Genomic DNA, 15,352 nt, shown 5'->3' on the forward strand with positions numbered 1-15,352 from the left:
TGGCCGCTATGGTCGCGCCTCCAGAAACGAATGACAGAAACGCACCCGTTGCGCGATTGACCGATGTGCGGTTGACCTTCGGAAGCACGGTTGCGCTGGACGACATATCGGTCGAGATACCCGCCGGGCTGATGATAGGGCTCATCGGGCCTGACGGCGTCGGCAAATCGAGCCTGTTGTCGCTGGTCTCGGGCGCGCGCGCCATCCAGAAGGGCAAGGTAGAGGTTCTGGGTGGCGAGATGTCCGATCCGCGCCACCGTGAGGATACCTGCCCGCGTATCGCCTATATGCCGCAGGGCCTTGGCAAGAACCTCTATCCCACCCTGTCAGTCTTTGAAAACATCGACTTTTTCGGGCGGCTGTTCGGACAGGACGGAAGGGAACGGCAGGCGCGTATCGCCGAATTGCTCAAGAGTACCGGCCTCGAACCTTTTGCCGATCGTCCCGCGATGAAGCTCTCCGGCGGCATGAAACAGAAGCTGGGGCTCTGCTGCGCGCTCATCCACGACCCGGACCTGCTGATCCTGGACGAGCCGACGACAGGCGTTGATCCTTTGTCGCGGCGGCAGTTCTGGGAACTGATCGACTCTATCCGTGCCGGGCGTCCGGGCATGAGCGTCATCGTCGCAACGGCCTATATGGAGGAGGCCGCTGGTTTTGACTGGCTGGTTGCCATGGATGGCGGCAAGATTCTTGCCACCGGCTCGCCCGCCGAACTTCTCGACCGCACCGCGGCACCCAATCTCGACGCCGCCTTCATCGCGCTTCTTCCCGAAGAAAAGCGCAAGGATTACCACGAAGTCCATATCGCGCCACGAAAGCCGACCGCTGAAGGTGATTATGCCATCGAGGCATCGCACCTTAGCATGCGTTTCGGCGATTTCACCGCCGTCGACAATGTCAGCTTCAAGATTCCGCGCGGCGAGATTTTTGGCTTTCTCGGCTCCAATGGCTGCGGAAAATCCACCACCATGAAGATGCTGACGGGGCTTCTGGCCGCCAGCGAAGGAGAGGCGAAGCTCTTCGGACACAAGGTGGATGCGAGCGACATGGCGATCCGCCACCGCGTCGGTTACATGAGCCAGGCCTTCTCGCTCTATTCCGAACTGACGGTGCGGCAGAACCTTGATCTGCACGCCCGCCTGTTCAAGCTGCCGGAAGAGGCAATTCAACCGCGTATCGCCGAAATGGCGGAGCGTTTCGATCTTGGCGCGGTCATGGACACGCTGCCGGACGACCTGCCGCTTGGCATCCGGCAGAGGCTGTCGCTGGCGGTGGCGATGATCCACTCGCCCGATATTCTCATCCTCGATGAGCCGACCTCTGGTGTCGACCCGGTGGCGCGTGACGGCTTCTGGCAAATCCTCGCCGATCTCTCGCGCAACGATAATGTCACCATCTTCATCTCCACCCATTTCATGAACGAGGCGGAGCGCTGCGACCGGATTTCGCTGATGCATGCCGGCAAGGTGTTGATCAGCGATACGCCCGATGCGATCACCAGAAGCCGTAATGCCGCAACACTTGAAGAGGCTTTCGTCGCCTATCTGGAAGATGCTTCCGGGGTTACGAGGGACGCGCATGCGACAGCATCTGTGGCAGCAGCGGACGTGCAGGTGACGCAACATGCGGCGCCCACCCGCAAGAGATTTTTCGATTTCAGGCGCATGTTCAGCTATACGCGCCGCGAGGCACTGGAACTGCAGCGCGATCCCATTCGCGGCACGCTGGCCGTGCTCGGCAGCGTCATCCTGATGTTCGTCATCGGATACGGCATCAATCTCGATGTCGAGGACCTGACTTTCGCGGTGCTGGATCGCGACGATTCCACCATCAGCCGCGATTACGTGCTCGACATTGCCGGCTCCCGTTATTTCATCGAGAAGGAACCTATCCGGGACTATGCCGATATGGACCGGCGCATGCGTGATGGCGAACTGAGCCTTGCCATAGAAATTCCTCCTGGCTTTGGCCGCGATGTCTTGCGCGGCAAGACTGTGGAGGTAGGGGCCTGGATAGACGGCGCCATGCCGCAGCGGGCGGAGACCGTTCGCGGTTACGTGCAGGGCATGCATCAGACATGGCTGGCGCGGAAGGCCGCCGAGATTTACGGCAGCGCGGCCACGCAAAGCAGCTTCAGCATCGAAACGCGCTATCGTTACAATCCCGACGTCAAGAGCCTTGTCGCCATCGTGCCGGCGGTCATTCCGCTGCTTCTCATGCTCATCCCCGCAATGCTGGCGGCCCTCAGCGTCGTCAGGGAAAAAGAGCTCGGTTCGATCGTCAATCTATACGTGACGCCGACCACGCGGCTGGAATTCCTGATCGGCAAGCAGCTTCCCTATGTCGCCCTTGGCATGCTCAATTTCATGCTTCTGACGGCATTTGCGGTCTTCATCTTTCAGGTGCCGTTCACCGGAAGTTATCTCGCTTATGCGACGGGCGCGCTGCTCTATGTCATCATCGCCACATCCATCGGCCTCCTGATGTCTTCCTTCATGAAGAGCCAGATTGCGGCAATCTTCGGCACGGCTCTTCTGACGCTCATTCCGGCGACGCAATATTCGGGCATGATCGATCCCGTCTCGTCGCTGCAAGGGGCGGGCGCCTTTATCGGCAACGTCTATCCTGCCACCTATTTCATGACCATTTCACGCGGAACTTTCTCCAAGGGCCTGGATTTCGCCGGACTTTCTGGCTCGTTTCTACCGCTTCTCATCGCCATTCCACTGCTCCTCATTGTCGGCGCTGCACTTTTGAGAAAGCAGGCGTCATGAGGCTTTTTTCGTCCAACATCTTCCAGCTCGGCATCAAGGAACTGCGCGGTCTCGCGCGAGACGGAATGCTGATGCTGCTTATCGTCTATGCCTTCACGCTGCAGATCTATACCGGTTCCAGCGCGCTGCCGGAGACGCTGAACAACGCGGCCATCGCAATTGTCGATGAGGATCAGTCGCCGCTTTCCAGCCGCATCAGCACGGCGTTTTATCCGCCCTATTTCTCCCCGCCGAAGCAGATTTCCATCGCTGAAATGGACAAGCGCATGGATGCGGGCCTCGATACCTTCGCGCTCAACATTCCCCCGGATTTCCAGCGCCGGCTGATGGCCGGACAGCAGCCGGCCATCCAGCTCAATATCGACGCCACCCGCATGAGCCAGGCTTTCAGCGGTGGCGGTTACGTGCAGAGCATCGTGACGAGCGAAATACAGGAGTATGTCGACCGCTATCGCGGCGCGACCTCGGTGCCGGTGGACCTCACGCTACGTTCCCGCTTCAATCCGGAACTGGACAAGTCCTGGTTCGGCTCGATCAACAACATCATCACCGCCATTACCATGCTATCCATCGTGCTGACGGGCGCGGCGCTCATTCGCGAGCGAGAACACGGAACGGTCGAGCATCTGCTGGTCATGCCAGTGACGCCGCTGGAAATCATGCTCAGCAAGGTGTGGTCCATGGGGCTGGTCGTGCTGGTGGCCTCTGCATTTTCGCTGTTCGTGGTGGTGAGGGGCCTGCTTGCCATTCCCATCGAAGGCTCGCTTTCTCTTTTCCTGCTCGGAACGGCATTGCAACTCTTCGCCATGACTTCCATGGGAATTTTTCTCGCAACAGTCGCCGGGTCCATGCCGCAATTCGGCATGTTGCTGATCCTGTTTTTGTTGCCGTTGCAGGTGCTGTCCGGCGCCATGACGCCTCGCGAAAGCATGCCTGATATCATCCAGTACATCATGCTTCTTGCGCCAAATACCCATTTCATCATCCTGGCGCAATCGGTGCTTTTCAGAGGGGCGGGGCTGGATGTGGTCTGGCCGCAACTGCTGGCGCTGCTGGCCATCGGCTCGGCTCTTTTCGTTTTTGCGCTTCGCCGGTTCAGGCGTTTCTTGCACTGACAGCATCGGGATCATGCGCATGTTTCAGCCGATTCCACGCAAGTTGAATTAATTGTGTTCGGTAACGGTATGTTCGCCTTCCGCGATTATGCCTATGAGGACGGCTGGGTAAAGCGGGCTTTGTTCAGGAGTAGCACGATGAGTATTGCAGCACGTCTGGCGACGGCAGCCATGGTCGCACTGGCTGCCACGTCATCTTTCGCGTCGGAGGATATGACCTCTGAGACGAGTGAGGCGATATTCGGCTTCGCTGGCGCCATGACAAAAGAAGACATGCTGAAAAGCGCGGCGCTTATTCCCGTGGACTATGAAAGAAACGCTGTCATCGGCGGCGGCTATCAGTTCTATCCTTACCGTATCGGCAATATAAAACTGGGCGGTGAGGTCGGCATGGCCGTCAGGTTCGGCAAGGGCTTCACCGGCGAGGTGTGGGCGGGCCCGGTCGCGCGTTATGAACAGATCAGGCTTGGAGAGCGACTGTTCATCACCCCAAGTTTTACAGCAGGGCTCAGCCTTGTTACGGATGCGCAGCCCGGCCGCGAGCGCGAACAGGAAATCAAGGACGACGGCAACGCCAATGTCCTTTTTTATCTGGGGCCGGAAATCAACGTGTCTTTCAGCGAGGGTTCCTCGACGGAATTCTTCTGGCGCCTCCACCACCGTTCCGGTGGCGGCAAAACACTTGGCAACATGAAGGGCGCCACAAACGCCAACGTGTTCGGAGTCCGCTACAAGTTCTGAGCCGCCGCGACTTTATAAGGTCCTGTGAACTGTCTGAATTTCAGCCAGGTTTCTGTTTCAATGCAAACCGGCGCCGGCAACCCTTGCGTCTGATGCATGGGTGGATTGCCTTATTCTGTCTGTTAAATCCCCAATGGAAAGCGCATATAGAGGTCATCGAAGGACGCCGGAACGAAAACGTTACTGACGTCACCTAAACCTCAGAAAGGGTAATGTCATGAACGTAGCACGCAGCTTCAACAATTGGCGCAAATATCGTCAGACCATCACCGAACTCGGCCGCATGAGCACCCGTGAACTGCACGATCTCGGTATCGATCGCAGCCAGATCACCAGTGTCGCTCGCGCCGCTGTAGGCAAGTAAATAGGGCGATACCGCCTCATTCTGAATGCTTCAACGCCCGCATTGCGGGCGTTTTTGTTTTGGTTTGACAATGAAGGCACTTCATTTGGGGTGTCTGACAGCGAGGCGGCGCTCTCACCGGATGCGCCGCATTCTTCTCGATTGCTGTCGAGGTTCCGTGCAGGTTGGGAAATCGGTAAAGGCCCGGTCCGCGATAAGCGGGTGGGTGCCCGGTATCTTCCTTCGTGACGGACGCCATGCGCTCAGCGCATATCTGTGCTGCAACCTTGTGCCTGTCAAATGCGCAGGGAAATGGTATGTTCCTCTCATCGAAACGGATGTACCTCCTCCCACATCCTTTTCGTAAAGCGGGTGATCCTACTCCTCCTCCCAAAGGATTGCCCCGGGGACAGCGGTTTTCCTCCTCCCATATCGCTGTTCATCTTTTCAGAAAGCCTGCCGCACCTCCTCCCGCGGCAGGCTTTTTTGTTTTTGGCCGTTTTCCTTGTTGGTATATCTCAGTCGAATGCCATCATGCCGATGGGCGTCACGGCACGGGTGCCTGCGCGTCTGGCGAGTGCATAAGTGAGGCATTGTTCGACTGCATCTTGCGGAACGGGCTTGGCGATGACGCCAGCGCCGATGCCGAGATTGACCACGACCTCCGGGTTTGCGGTCATGAAGATGACCACCACACCGTGCTCTTCGGAAAGCCGTCGCCCGATTTCCGGCCCGGTTTGTCCATCGGCAAGATTGACGTCGACAAATGCAATATCGGCGCGGCGGCCAAGTGCCACGGCATCATCCAGCTTGTTGGCGATACCGATGACGTCTGCCTCTTCATCCGCCTGAAGAATGGAATCCTCTATGTCCATGGCGATGAGGAACTCGTCTTCCACGATCAGTACCCGCGGCTGCTCCATGCGGAAGCCGGGTTCACTCTGCAAAACGTCTGCCAACATATGCCTGCCTCCATTGAGTACGCTACCAAGCACCGAACTGAAAAAATACGCCGCGGTTTGGGGTCGTCTGGTGCTTCGACAATATCTGGAGCGTCGGGACTGTTTGATCTCATCACCCGCCGCCTCAGCACGGTCGGCAAGCAAACACCCGGCGGGCCAACTCGTTCCAAAGTGAGATAAACATAGTGAATGGAGTGTAAACAACGTGCCTTTTGGGCTATCACCTCTTGATAGCGAAGCAGTTGATTCGGTTTGGTTTTCATCCGGGGGAAGGGTGGAGGAACGTCGCCGTAGCGCATCTTTCGCCGCTGGAGCACCAGTCTTTTGGCCGCAATCGGTCCTTAAGGCTTACATGGAAATTCAAGACGTTACGGCCTCCTTCGCGCGCCAGGAAGGAAGAGCGGGAACGCCACCGATCAATCGCGTGCCGCGGTCAAAACCGGCGCGGGACCTTATGAATTTGGAAAGAGAATTAGACGATGACACAGTCTCCGCGCGCCACCATTGCCCGCAACACTCCCAACATCGCCGTCGTCGGAGTTGGTGGCGGTGGCGGAAACGCGATCAACAACATGATTGCCGAGGGTATCGGCGGCGTCGATTTCATCGCGGCCAATACGGATGCGCAGGCGCTGAAGAAGACCAATGCGCCACGGCTCGTGCAGCTCAGCTCAGAACTGACGGGCGGGCTTGGAGCGGGTGCTGATCCCGAGGTTGGCCGACAGGCTGCGATCGATTCCCTCGATGAGATCATGGATCACCTGAGCGGCTATGATATGTGTTTCATCACCGCCGGCATGGGCGGCGGCACCGGGACGGGTGCGGCACCCGTTATTGCCGAAGCCTGCCGTGCAAAGAACATTCTCACAGTTGGTGTCGTCACGCTTCCTTTCAGCTTTGAGGGCGTGCGCCGCATGCGGGCTGCTGAGTACGGTTTCGCCAATCTGCTCAACACGGCCGATACCGTCATCGTCATTCCCAACCAGAACCTGCTGCGCATTGCCGATGCCGGCACCACCTTCGAAAATGCGCTCAAAACCGCCGACAAGGTGCTGTCGCTCGGCGTGCGCTGCATCACCGATCTCATTTTGCGTGAAGGTCTGGTCAATCTCGATTTCGCCGATGTGCGATACGTCATGAAGAATGGCGGCCGGGCGCTCATGGGCACCGCACAGGCCAAGGGCGAAAAGCGTGCTTCGGAAGCAGCGGCAGCGGCCATTGCCAATCCGCTGCTCGGCGAGCCCTCGCTGAAGGAAGCACGTGGCGCGCTGGTCTCCATTTCCGGCGGCAACGACCTGACGCTTTACGAGATTGATGAAGCGATGACGCTGGTACGTGAGGCTGTCAGCGAGGAAACCGATGTGGTGATGGGCGCTTCGTTCGACCCAACGCTGGACGGCGCTTTCAAGATTTCCGTCGTGGCCACCGGCCTGCGGAACTGATCTCGGACTAAGGCCTCGCGTCGTCGCTGGAAGCCGCTATCCGCCGCTTCGGCCGTGAAAGCGCGATGAAGACGTCTGCGCCACAAACCGAACGATCGAAAGCCGTCGCGGGCAATTTTCGCGACGGCTTTTTGTTGTTTTTGAACAATTATTCCGTCATGCAAGCCAGCGACCCGGTGACACGTCGTTGATAACGAAAAAATATAATAGTACTCTTTATGTCGACAAGAAGGATTTGATTATGACGGATATAATTGCTTCTGCCGAGCGCAAGCGCGGCTCCGGTGTGAAGATGGTCTACGATCTGCTGCGCGACGAGATTCTTGATCTCGTCCTGCCACCCGGCAGTCCCATCGATGAAGTGCAGCTTGCCGAACGGTTCAAGATGTCGCGAACGCCGATCCGTGAGGCGCTGGTACGGCTTTCGGGCGAGGGGCTGATCGATACGCTGCCGAACCGCTCCACCATGGTGTCGAACATCGATTTCCTCAACATGCACACCTATTTCGATGCGCTGGTCTTGATGTACCGGGTAACGACCCAGCTTGCCGCGCAATATCACCGCCCGGAAGATCTGGCTGGCATTCGCGCCCATAATGCGGAATTCGCCGTTGCGGTGGAGGAGCAGGATGCGCTGGCGATGATTTCCACCAACGCCGCCCTTCATCTTTCCATCGCGGAGGCCGGACGTAACCCCTATTTCACCAGCCTGTTCAAGCGGCTGCTGGACGAGGGGCGGCGCATTCTCAGGCTTTATTACCAGTCCTATGACGATCGTCTGCCGAAGCGCTTTGTCGATGATCATGAAGAGATGATCGAGGCGATTGCCGCACGCGATATCGCTCTTTCCGAAAGACTGGCGCGGGAGCACGCTGAACAGATCGTCCGGCAGGTGCAGAAACTGCTGGTGCGAAACGAACGGCTGGAAATAAATCTGTAGCTTGTCGATTTCTTGTCGACAAATAAAATACAAGATAGTAATGTCCCTCTCGAAAGGGTGGCGCGGACGTGCGTCCATTCCCGAAAAACATGTCCCTTAGGAGCTAGTAATGACGGCCAGCATTTTTTCCGGCGTGATTCCCGCCTTGATGACCCCCTGCAAGGATGATCGCACCCCCGATTTCGATGCGCTTGTTCGCAAGGGCAAGGAACTGATCGCCGATGGCATGTCCGCCGTGGTCTATTGCGGCTCTATGGGCGACTGGCCGCTCCTGACGGACGAGCAGCGCATGGAAGGCGTGGAGCGTCTGGTGAAGGCCGGTGTTCCGGTCATCGTCGGCACCGGAGCGGTCAACACGGCGTCTGCCGTTGCCCATGCCGCCCACGCCCAGAAGGTTGGCGCCAAGGGCCTGATGGTCATTCCCCGCGTTCTGTCGCGCGGTTCGGTCATCGCCGCCCAGAAGGCTCACTTCAAGGCAATCCTCTCGGCTGCACCGGAAATCCCTGCCGTCATCTATAACAGCCCCTATTATGGTTTTGCGACCCGCGCCGATCTCTTCTTCGCGCTGCGCGCCGAGCACAAGAACCTCGTTGGTTTCAAGGAATTCGGCGGCCCGGCGGATATGCGTTATGCGGCTGAAAACATCACCAGCCGTGACGATGAAGTCACGCTGATGATCGGTGTCGACACCGCTGTCTTCCACGGCTTCGTCAATTGCGGCGCAACCGGCGCCATCACCGGCATAGGCAACGTGCTGCCGAAGGAAGTCATCCACCTCTGCAAGCTGTCGCAGGCTGCCGCCAAGGGTGACGCCGATGCCCGCGCACGCGCCTTGGAACTGGAACAGGCACTGGCCGTTCTTTCGTCCTTCGACGAGGGCCCGGATCTGGTTCTCTATTTCAAGCACATGATGGTGCTGAAGGGCGACAAGGAATACACGCTGCACTTCAACGAAACAGATGCACTGACGGACAGCCAGCGGGGTTATGTCGAAGCACAGTTCAAGCTGTTCAACAGCTGGTACGCTGACTGGAGCAAGCTTCCCGGCGCAGTGCAGGCCTGCAAGGCTGCCTGAGATATTGCTGCTGTGAAAAAAAGGCCCGCAACTGCGGGCCTTTTTTGCATGCGATGAGGTTTGATGTCTCTCCTCCGTCATGCCGGACTAGATCCGGCATCCAGCCAGGGCGCGTCTGCGCCGTGAAAGGTCTCTTCCGCGATCAAGGACTTGATCGCGCTGGACCCAGGATCTAGTCCGGGCTGACAGGGCGGGGATGCTATGCAGTCGCAAAAAAACGCTGAGTGACGTTGTCGTTATGAAGGCCCGCAATTGCGGGCCTTTTTTCATTTCCCCATCCAAATGGTCAGGAAACCACGTCCAGCCCCTTTTCCAGCAGCCGGTCGAGCCCGGCCATTTCGGCGGCGGTAAGCGTGATGCCTTCGCTTTCGGATTTGGCGCGGGCAGTGAAGCGGCGGCCCGACGGCAGGCGGGCGCCCTGGCCGATAATGGCGTCGAACAGCACTTCCGCGCGCTGGAAGGGGTCGCCGGGGCGGCCCTTGGCAAAGGCTTCAGGTGAAAAAGCGACGATCAATTCGCCATGGGTGGGGGCAAGCGTGGTGGTGCCGAGAAATTCGAGCGCTTCGGGGCTGGTGAGATCGCCGATCATGATGCCGGCGAGAAGCTCGATCATGGTGCCGATGGCCGATCCCTTGTGGCCGCCAAATGGCAGCATGGAACCGGCAAGGGCAGCCTCCGGGTCGGTCGTCGGCTTGCCGTCGGCGTCCAGAGCCCAGCCGTCCGGCAGGGGCTTTCCGGCCCGCCGGTGTAGTTCGATTTCACCGCGGGCCGCAACCGACGTCGCGAAATCGAAGACATAAGGGGAGGTGCCCTTGCGCGGCCAGCCGAAGGCGAAGGGGTTGGTGCCAAGCAGAGGCTTGGTTCCGCCGGTGGGCGCGACGGTGGAATAGCTCGGGCACATGACCAGCCCGGCGAGACCGTTTTCGGTCAGCCCTTCGACTTCCGGCCAGAGCGCCGAGAAATGCGTGCAGTCATTGATGACGAGTGCTGCGATGCCCGAGCGTCTCGCCCGCTCCACCAGAACCGGCAGACCGAGTTCGAAGGCGGGGTTGGCAAAGCCGCCGTGGGCATTGACCTTGACGACGGCCGTGCCGTCGTCTTCGGCCACTTCAGGTATCGCATCCGGATTCACCTTGCCGGCCTTGACGGTGCGGAGCGCGCCTTCGATACGGTAAATGCCGTGCGATTTGCAGGCATCGCGCTCACCGGCGGTGATGACGCGTGCCAATGCTCCCGACTGCACCTTATTGAGGCCCGCCTTGCTGAAAATCGCCTCGACCCGCGTCGAAAGCTCTTCAATGGTCAAGGTGGTGGTGTCGCTCATCATTATCCTCCGATGTCGGGCTCGCACATTTTGAATACATAAAGTATACAAAGGTGTGAGTATTGCAACGTGTCTTTTCGATGAAGCTCAGCCACAGCAGAAGGCCACCGTCTCAAACACGAAGATACCTTAAGCCCTCATTCCTGTGCTTGTCACAGGACTGCAGTCGAGGCGCGTCCGCGCATCGGAAAGCCTCTTTCAGCCCAGAGATTTGGGCTGGCTAGATTCCTGTGACAAGCAACGGCATGAAGGAGGCTGAATGTTTCGCCCACCTTGTCCGCTCCCCCGCGCCGGCTCGCGTAATCATCCGCGACACCTCATCAGTTCGCAGATGCAAAAAATTCTTTTTGTATACTCATTGTATTTTTCTATTGATTTCTCAGCCCCACAGGGAAATAGTGACCGCGCCTTCAAGGGCAGACCAATTCTGGGAGCAAATCAAGAATGAAAAAATCGGTCATTTTCGCCGGCCTGTTGGCCGCCACTTCCGCTATCACCCCGGCCAAGGCTGACAAGCTTGACGACATCATCTCGTCTGGCACGCTGCGTTGCGCGGTTGTGCTCGACTTCCCGCCCATGGGCGCGCGCGATGACGCCAACAATCCTATCGGTTTCGACGTCGATTATTGCAACGACCTCGCCAAGGCGCTCGGCGTCACGGCTGAAATCGTCGAGACGCCGTTCCCCGAGCGTATTCCTGCACTGATGTCCGGCCGCGTCGACGTCGGTGTCGCTTCGACCTCCGATACGCTGGAGCGCGCCAAAACGGTTGGCATGACCGTGCCTTACTTTGCCTTCGAAATGGCCGTTACCGCCAACGACAAGTCCGGCGTCAAGTCCTTCGAGGACATGAAGGGCAAGACGGTCGGTGCAACCGCCGGCACGTTTGAAGCCATTGCGCTTGAAAAGTCGGTCAAGGAGTGGGGCGTCGGCGAATTCCGTCCTTACCAGACCCAGGCTGATGTGTTCCTTGCCCTGAGCCAGGGGCAGATCGATGCCACCGTTTCCACGTCGACCGTTGCGCAGTCCAACGTCAAGAGCGGCAAGTTCGCCGGTATCTCGGTGGTCGGCAAGGCGCCTTACGACATCGATTACGTCGCGCTCTTCACCAACCGGGATGAATACGGCTTCATCAACTACCTGAACCTCTTCATCAATCAGCAGGTTCGCACCGGCCGCTACGCCGAGCTCTACAAAAAATGGGTTGGCGGGGAAGTGCCTTCGCTCACCGTCAACGGCGTTTATCGCTGATCAGGACTTTTCGGAAACGGCGCGGTCGAATGATCGCGCCGTCGATCGTTTCTGAAAGGTGAGACGGTTATGTTCAACTACACATTTCACTGGAATCAGGCGCTGAAGGCTTTGCCGCAGCTTCTGGACGGTGCGGTGGTGACGCTGCAGATCGCTATCCTGTCGATGGTCATCGGTGTCTCCTGCGCCATCGTGCTCACGTTGTTCCGGCTTTCGGGCAACCGTATCCTCGGCGCCTTCGCCTCGGTCTGGGTGGAAATAGCCCGCAATACGCCTGCGCTGTTCCAGATCTACATGGCCCATTTCGGGCTCGGCAATTTCGGCATTCATCTGAGCCCCTATACCGCGCTTCTGGTTGGCATCGCCTTCAATAATGCCGGTTATCTCGCGGAAAATTTCCGTGGCGCGCTGAAGGCCATTCCGGATACGCAGACGCGTTCGGGCCGCTCGCTCGGCATGACCTCGATGCAGACCTTCAGGCTGATCATCCTGCCGCAGATGCTGCGGGTTGCCTTCCTGCCTGCCACCAACCAGATGGTCTGGGCAATTCTCATGACCTCGCTCGGCGTCACGGTCGGCATGAACACGGATCTCGCCGGTGTCACGCAGGCCTTGAACGCCCGTTCGTTCCGCACCTTCGAATTTTTCGCGCTCGCCGCGGTCATCTATTACGTGATCGCCAAGATCGTCACGCTCGCCGCCAGATTGCTGGCCGCGCGTCTGTTCCGTTACTGAGAGAGGTGAGCCATGTTTGAAACCGCTCTCACCTGGAGTGATCTCGCCTTCCTGGCCAAGGGTGCCGGCATGACACTTGCCGTCACCGCCGTCGCCGTCACGGCAGGCACCATCATGGGGATCATCTTCGGCGTTCTCCGCTTCCAGCTCGGGCCTTACTGGGCCCTGCCGCTCACCTTCGTTCTGGATGTCTTCCGTTCCGTGCCGCTGCTTATCCAGCTGGTTCTCGGCAATGCCTTCCAGTCGATCGCAAAGCTCGGCTGGCCACCCTTTACGACCTCCTGCGTGGTTCTGTCGCTTTATACCGCGGCCTATTGCACGGAAATCGTGCGTGGCGGCATCGAAGCGGTGCCCTCGAACACCCGCCGCGCCTGCCGGTCGCTCGGTATGACCTGGTCGCAGGACATGAGGTACATCGTTCTGCCGCTTGCCACGCGCGTGTCGCTGCCTGCCTGGATCGGCCTGACGCTGGGTGTCATGAAGGATTCAGCGCTCGTCCTTTGGCTCGGGCTCATTGAGCTTCTGCGTGCCTCGCAGATTCTCGTGACCCGCCTGCAGGAACCGCTGACCATCCTGATGATCTGCGGCGCCATCTACTTCCTTATCAGCTTCCCCATCGCCCGTTTTGGCGGGTATCTCGAAAGACGGTGGTCCCCCAATGATTGAGATCGAAAACGTCCGCAAATCCTTCGGCCCGCTGGAGGTTCTGAAAGGGATCAACCTCACCGTCAACAAGGGCGAGGTCGTCACCATCATCGGCGGCTCCGGTTCCGGCAAGTCGACGCTGCTCACCTGCATCAACGGCCTCGAGCCGATCGACAGCGGCAAGATCGTCATCGATGGCACCGAGGTGCATGCAAAGTCGACCGATCTCAACAAGCTGCGCCGCAAGGTCGGAATCGTCTTCCAGCAATGGAACGCCTTTCCGCATCTGACGGTGCTTGAAAACGTCATGCTGGCGCCGCGCAAGGTGCTCGGTATTTCGAAAGAGAAGGCCGAAGAAATTGCGGTCAAGCAATTGACCCACGTCGGCCTTGCCGAAAAGCTGAAGGTCTATCCGAACCGCATGTCAGGCGGCCAGCAGCAGCGTATGGCGATCGCCCGCGCGCTCGCCATGTCGCCGGAATACATGCTGTTCGATGAAGTTACCTCGGCGCTTGATCCGATGCTGGTCGGCGAGGTGCTCGACACGTTGAAGATGCTCGCGGATGAGGGCATGACGATGATCTGCGTCACGCACGAAATGGCTTTCGCCCGTGACGTCTCGAACCGCGTGGCCTTCTTCCATCAGGGCGTGATGGCCGAGATCGGCACGCCAGATCAGTTGTTCGGCGCACCACAGCATCCCGAGACGCAGAAGTTCCTGGCGAGCGTTCGGTAATGCCTGCAAATGATGTCATCGTCATCGGGGCCGGCGTTGTCGGCCTCTCGGCGGCAATCGCGGCGCAGGGCCGCGGTCTTTCGGTCACGGTGATCGACCGTGAGGGACCGGCGGCGGGCGCTTCTGCCGGCAATGCCGGCGCCTTCGCCTTCACCGATATCCTGCCGCTCGCGTCGCCCGGCATTCTCTGGAAGGCGCCGAAGTGGCTGCTCGATCCGCTTGGGCCGCTCAGCGTGCCGCCGGCCTATGCGCTGAAGATCGCGCCTTGGATGTTCCGGTTCTGGCGGGCCTGCGCCGCCTCGAAGGTGGAGCACTCAACTGCAGCGCAGACGGCACTGATGGACCTTTCCAGGGCCGAACTGGAGCCGTTCCTCAAAAGGACCGACACCATTGCCATGCTACGCAAGGAAGGAAACCTCCAGGTCTATGAAAGCGATGCGGAATTCGAAGCGTCACTCGGGGGCTGGAAGGCGCGTGAGCGCCACGGTATCGAGTTCCGGCATCTGAACGCAGAGCAGATGGCCGAGATACAGCCCGGCATCGCACCGCGCTTCATCTGCGGCACGTTCACGCCTGGCTGGTATTCCATTGCCGATCCCAGGCTTTACACGCTGGCGCTGGCCGACCATTTTCGCACCATGGGCGGGCGTATCGAATGCCTCGATATCGCCTCGCTCCGGCCGTTGGAGGATGGGGTCGAGGTGGTTAGCCATGACGGCCGCACGCGCAAGGCAGGCCGGGTGGTACTGGCGGCAGGCGCCTTTTCGCACCGCATTGCCCGTTCGCTCGGGGAAAAAATTCCGCTGGAAACGGAACGGGGCTATAATACAACCCTGCCTTCAGGCGCATTCGATCTGCGGACGCAGGTGACCTTCGGCGGCCATGGTTTCGTCGTTACCCGGCTTTCCTCCGGCATCCGCGTCGGCGGTGCGGTCGAGTTGGGCGGGCTGGAGCTTCCGGCCAATTTTGCCCGATCCGAAGCGCTGCTGGCCAAGGCGAAAGCCTTCCTGCCGGGCCTGAAAACCGAAGGCGGCAAGCAGTGGATGGGCTTTCGCCCCTCGCTGCCGGACAGCCTGCCGGCCATTGGGCATGCGCGACACACGGCGCGGGTGGTCTACGCCTTTGGCCACGGACATCTGGGACTGACGCAATCTGCGGGTACGGCGCGCATCGTCGCCGACATTCTGACGGGGCAAAAACCCGCCATCGACACAAGCGCTTTTTCGCCGCAACGTTTCTAGAGGATTTCGGCTTTTCCCCGAAACG

At 59.1% G+C, this 15,352-nt stretch carries 14 protein-coding genes; 12 read left to right on the top strand and 2 right to left on the bottom strand.

Annotation, left to right across the window (positions count from 1 at the left end; genetic code table 11):
• Positions 1 to 8: 8 nt before the first annotated feature.
• The 4 genes from rbbA (at position 9) to HQN82_RS22335 (ending at position 4,997) form a co-directional block, all read left to right on the top strand.
• On the top strand, positions 9 to 2,777 hold the full coding sequence (gene rbbA, locus HQN82_RS22320; protein ID WP_173615958.1) for a ribosome-associated ATPase/putative transporter RbbA: 2,769 nt from the start codon (positions 9 to 11) through the stop codon (positions 2,775 to 2,777).
• Complete coding sequence (locus tag HQN82_RS22325; protein WP_022563846.1) at positions 2,774 to 3,892, top strand: ABC transporter permease; 1,119 nt, start codon at positions 2,774 to 2,776, stop codon at positions 3,890 to 3,892. Before rbbA ends, HQN82_RS22325 begins: the two co-directional genes overlap by 4 nt.
• A gap of 138 nt (positions 3,893 to 4,030) precedes the next feature.
• Positions 4,031 to 4,633: a hypothetical protein gene (locus HQN82_RS22330; protein WP_022563847.1), complete on the top strand. Its 603-nt coding sequence runs from the start codon at positions 4,031 to 4,033 to the stop codon at positions 4,631 to 4,633.
• 217 nt (positions 4,634 to 4,850) lie between these two features.
• Positions 4,851 to 4,997: a DUF1127 domain-containing protein gene (locus HQN82_RS22335; protein WP_004444643.1), complete on the top strand. Its 147-nt coding sequence runs from the start codon at positions 4,851 to 4,853 to the stop codon at positions 4,995 to 4,997.
• A 497-nt stretch (positions 4,998 to 5,494) separates the two neighbouring features.
• Here HQN82_RS22335 and HQN82_RS22340 read toward each other — a convergent pair whose 3' ends face one another.
• Entirely contained in the window at positions 5,495 to 5,938 is a 444-nt protein-coding gene (locus HQN82_RS22340) for a response regulator (RefSeq protein ID WP_006700295.1), read from the bottom strand.
• 479 nt (positions 5,939 to 6,417) lie between these two features.
• Between HQN82_RS22340 and ftsZ the strand changes: the two genes are divergently transcribed.
• From ftsZ to HQN82_RS22355, 3 genes are all read left to right on the top strand, one after another.
• Entirely contained in the window at positions 6,418 to 7,380 is a 963-nt protein-coding gene (gene ftsZ / locus HQN82_RS22345) for a cell division protein FtsZ (RefSeq protein ID WP_004444641.1), read from the top strand.
• Between the two features lie 241 nt (positions 7,381 to 7,621).
• Positions 7,622 to 8,320, top strand: a complete 699-nt coding sequence (locus tag HQN82_RS22350; protein WP_004444640.1) for a GntR family transcriptional regulator — start codon at positions 7,622 to 7,624, stop codon at positions 8,318 to 8,320.
• A 109-nt stretch (positions 8,321 to 8,429) separates the two neighbouring features.
• Entirely contained in the window at positions 8,430 to 9,395 is a 966-nt protein-coding gene (locus HQN82_RS22355) for a dihydrodipicolinate synthase family protein (RefSeq protein WP_006700297.1), read from the top strand.
• 286 nt (positions 9,396 to 9,681) lie between these two features.
• On the opposite strand, the gene HQN82_RS22360 is transcribed toward HQN82_RS22355, so the two are convergent.
• Positions 9,682 to 10,719, bottom strand: a complete 1,038-nt coding sequence (locus HQN82_RS22360) for an Ldh family oxidoreductase (RefSeq protein ID WP_022563849.1) — start codon at positions 10,717 to 10,719, stop codon at positions 9,682 to 9,684.
• Between the two features lie 444 nt (positions 10,720 to 11,163).
• On the opposite strand from HQN82_RS22360, the gene HQN82_RS22365 reads away from it, so the two are divergent.
• The 5 genes from HQN82_RS22365 (at position 11,164) to HQN82_RS22385 (ending at position 15,327) form a co-directional block, all read left to right on the top strand.
• On the top strand, positions 11,164 to 11,970 hold the full coding sequence (locus HQN82_RS22365) for an ABC transporter substrate-binding protein (RefSeq protein ID WP_004444630.1): 807 nt from the start codon (positions 11,164 to 11,166) through the stop codon (positions 11,968 to 11,970).
• Positions 11,971 to 12,039: 69 nt separating this feature from the next.
• Positions 12,040 to 12,705, top strand: coding sequence for an amino acid ABC transporter permease (locus HQN82_RS22370; protein ID WP_004444628.1), 666 nt, complete (start codon positions 12,040 to 12,042; stop codon positions 12,703 to 12,705).
• Between the two features lie 12 nt (positions 12,706 to 12,717).
• Complete coding sequence (locus tag HQN82_RS22375) at positions 12,718 to 13,371, top strand: amino acid ABC transporter permease (RefSeq protein WP_006700301.1); 654 nt, start codon at positions 12,718 to 12,720, stop codon at positions 13,369 to 13,371.
• On the top strand, positions 13,364 to 14,086 hold the full coding sequence (locus HQN82_RS22380) for an amino acid ABC transporter ATP-binding protein (RefSeq protein WP_004444624.1): 723 nt from the start codon (positions 13,364 to 13,366) through the stop codon (positions 14,084 to 14,086). The genes HQN82_RS22375 and HQN82_RS22380 overlap by 8 nt, the downstream gene beginning before the upstream one ends.
• Positions 14,086 to 15,327, top strand: a complete 1,242-nt coding sequence (locus HQN82_RS22385) for an NAD(P)/FAD-dependent oxidoreductase (RefSeq protein ID WP_022563850.1) — start codon at positions 14,086 to 14,088, stop codon at positions 15,325 to 15,327. Before HQN82_RS22380 ends, HQN82_RS22385 begins: the two co-directional genes overlap by 1 nt.
• Positions 15,328 to 15,352: the final 25 nt, after the last annotated feature.

Source organism: Agrobacterium pusense, assembly GCF_013285525.1.
Taxonomy (GTDB): Bacteria; Pseudomonadota; Alphaproteobacteria; order Rhizobiales; family Rhizobiaceae; genus Agrobacterium; species Agrobacterium pusense.

Coding starts and splice junctions, on each gene's coding strand:
- rbbA (WP_173615958.1), top strand. CDS start 9: ATGGTCGCGCCTCCAGAAACGAATGACAGAAACGCACCCGTTGCGCGA.
- HQN82_RS22340 (WP_006700295.1), bottom strand. CDS start 5,938: ATGTTGGCAGACGTTTTGCAGAGTGAACCCGGCTTCCGCATGGAGCAG.
- HQN82_RS22385 (WP_022563850.1), top strand. CDS start 14,086: ATGCCTGCAAATGATGTCATCGTCATCGGGGCCGGCGTTGTCGGCCTC.
- HQN82_RS22380 (WP_004444624.1), top strand. CDS start 13,364: ATGATTGAGATCGAAAACGTCCGCAAATCCTTCGGCCCGCTGGAGGTT.
- HQN82_RS22330 (WP_022563847.1), top strand. CDS start 4,031: ATGAGTATTGCAGCACGTCTGGCGACGGCAGCCATGGTCGCACTGGCT.
- HQN82_RS22360 (WP_022563849.1), bottom strand. CDS start 10,719: ATGAGCGACACCACCACCTTGACCATTGAAGAGCTTTCGACGCGGGTC.
- ftsZ (WP_004444641.1), top strand. CDS start 6,418: ATGACACAGTCTCCGCGCGCCACCATTGCCCGCAACACTCCCAACATC.
- HQN82_RS22325 (WP_022563846.1), top strand. CDS start 2,774: ATGAGGCTTTTTTCGTCCAACATCTTCCAGCTCGGCATCAAGGAACTG.
- HQN82_RS22375 (WP_006700301.1), top strand. CDS start 12,718: ATGTTTGAAACCGCTCTCACCTGGAGTGATCTCGCCTTCCTGGCCAAG.
- HQN82_RS22355 (WP_006700297.1), top strand. CDS start 8,430: ATGACGGCCAGCATTTTTTCCGGCGTGATTCCCGCCTTGATGACCCCC.
- HQN82_RS22365 (WP_004444630.1), top strand. CDS start 11,164: ATGAAAAAATCGGTCATTTTCGCCGGCCTGTTGGCCGCCACTTCCGCT.
- HQN82_RS22350 (WP_004444640.1), top strand. CDS start 7,622: ATGACGGATATAATTGCTTCTGCCGAGCGCAAGCGCGGCTCCGGTGTG.
- HQN82_RS22370 (WP_004444628.1), top strand. CDS start 12,040: ATGTTCAACTACACATTTCACTGGAATCAGGCGCTGAAGGCTTTGCCG.
- HQN82_RS22335 (WP_004444643.1), top strand. CDS start 4,851: ATGAACGTAGCACGCAGCTTCAACAATTGGCGCAAATATCGTCAGACC.